Annotated in this window: 2 protein-coding genes; one reads left to right on the forward strand and one right to left on the reverse strand. The window is 61.3% G+C overall.

Annotated elements, in window-relative coordinates:
• Positions 1-234 (reverse strand): GIY-YIG nuclease family protein (locus JF66_RS20225; RefSeq protein ID WP_035880701.1); only part of this gene is annotated, 234 nt, incomplete at its 3' end.
• A gap of 424 nt (positions 235-658) precedes the next feature.
• Here JF66_RS20225 and JF66_RS20230 point away from each other — a divergent pair.
• Positions 659-1,903, forward strand: a complete 1,245-nt coding sequence (locus JF66_RS20230; RefSeq protein WP_035880702.1) for an IS256 family transposase — start codon at positions 659-661, stop codon at positions 1,901-1,903.
• The last annotated feature ends 83 nt before the right edge of the window (positions 1,904-1,986 follow it).

Raw genomic sequence — 1,986 nt, forward strand, 5'->3', positions numbered from 1 at the left:
GTCGATGAGCGCGCGTCGTTTGGCTCGACTCCAATTCTGAACCTGCTTCTCACGTCCGTAGGCATCGGACACTCGTGCATACTCCTCGTAGTAAACAAGGCGCACCGGCCTTCGGCTCTCGGTGTATCGTGCTCCACCGCCATTGTTGTGTTGGTAGACCCGGCGCTCTAGCGCGAACGTACTTCCGACGTAGTAGGAGCCGTCCGAGCACTCCACGATATACATGTACGGCATGCCCCCATGGTTCCACCTTCCGGCTATGGCATTCAGTTCTCCACAGGAGTTATCCACAGGACCCCGCTGCGCGTGTCGCGTAGAGACGCACAGTGTTTCACGTGAAACGCGGATCGCATCGTGACGCTCCCCCTCCGACATGCGGGTGAAACTGCATGCCCCAGGCTGGTGACTACTACTTGTTTCCGGCCCACGACATCGACGCAGAAGAGCCTGAGATCCCAGTAAACAACTGGCAAGCGGGCGTGAGGTGCATCCAACCAGCAGGATTGCGCACAGACGATCAAAACGTACACGCGGCCGGGGTCATGTCCCGTTGAGTGGTGTGGTTTCCCCGCTTTGAGCGTTGCTTTATCGACGTGAGGAGCCATCGTGGGATGGTCAGTGAGTACCGACTAAAGCAACTCACAAAGGACACCACACGATGGCTCTAGACCAGTCTGCCCTGCTCAACCTGCTGGGAGAACTCAAACTCACCGATGTCACCGACCGCATCCGCGTCGCGACCGAAACTCTGTACCAAGAACTCATCGATGCGGAAGCGAGCGCGTTCATTGGCGCCGCCCCGTTTGAACGCTCCGGCGACCGCACCACGTACCGCAACGGCACCCGGCCGCGGACCCTGTCGACGACCGCCGGGGACCTCGATCTGAAGATCCCCAAGCTGCGCGCCGGGTCGTTCTTCCCCGCCCTGCTCGAGCGGCGCCGCCGCGTCGACCAAGCCCTGTTCGCCGTTGTGATGGAGGCCTATGTCCACGGTGTCTCGACCCGCAAGGTCGACGACCTCGTCAAGGCTCTCGGCGCTGATACTGGGATCTCCAAGTCGGAAGTGTCCCGGATTTGCGCGGGCCTCGACGCGGAAGTGGCTGAGTTTCGGGACCGGACCTTGGCCGCGCAGGACTTCCCTTACGTGTTCCTCGACGCCACGTATTGCAAGGCGCGCGTCGGGCACCGCATCGTGTCCCAGGCAATCGTCGTCGCGATCGGCGTCGCCGCTGATGGACGGCGGGAAGTCCTCGGGTTCGACGTCGGCGACAGCGAGAACGAAGGCTTCTGGACCAGCTTCCTCCGGTCGTTGAAAACTCGCGGTCTCGACGGAGTGAAACTGGTCATGTCTGACGCACACACCGGGCTGAAGAAGGCCATCGGGACGGTCTTTCAAGGCGCCGGTTGGCAGAGATGCCGTGTGCACTTCATGCGAAACGTCCTCGCCGTGGTCCCGAAAGGATCCCAGGAGATGGTGGCGTCGATCATCCGCACCATTTTCGCCCAGCCCGACCGTGAGCACATCGAGAAGCAGTTCCGTGAGGTCACCACGATGCTCGGCCGATCGCACCCGAAGGTCGCGTCGATGCTCACCGATGCCCAGCCCGACCTGCTCGCTTTCGCCGCGTTCCCGCGGCGTCACTGGCGACAGATTTGGTCGACAAACCCGTTGGAACGGGTCAACAAGGAGATCAAACGCCGCACCGATGTCGTCGGTGTCTTTCCCAACTCTGCCGCCCTGCTGCGCCTGGCGGGGTCAGTTCTGATCGAGCAACATGACGAATGGGAAGCCGGCGAACGCCGCTACTTCTCCGAAGCTTCGATGCTCGAGCTGACCACAATGAACAACCCCGTCGAGGTCATCGACGAGGCGGTGATCCTCCCCGAACTCGCTGCCGCCTAAACTAAAACAACTGACCTGCACGGTGTCGAGAAACTCCACCACTCAGCGGGACGTGACCCGTTACGATGAACCATGGCTCGAAC

Source organism: Cryobacterium sp. MLB-32, assembly GCF_000738085.1.
Classification (GTDB): Bacteria; Actinomycetota; Actinomycetes; order Actinomycetales; family Microbacteriaceae; genus Cryobacterium.

Coding starts and splice junctions, on each gene's coding strand:
- JF66_RS20230 (WP_035880702.1), top strand. CDS start 659: ATGGCTCTAGACCAGTCTGCCCTGCTCAACCTGCTGGGAGAACTCAAA.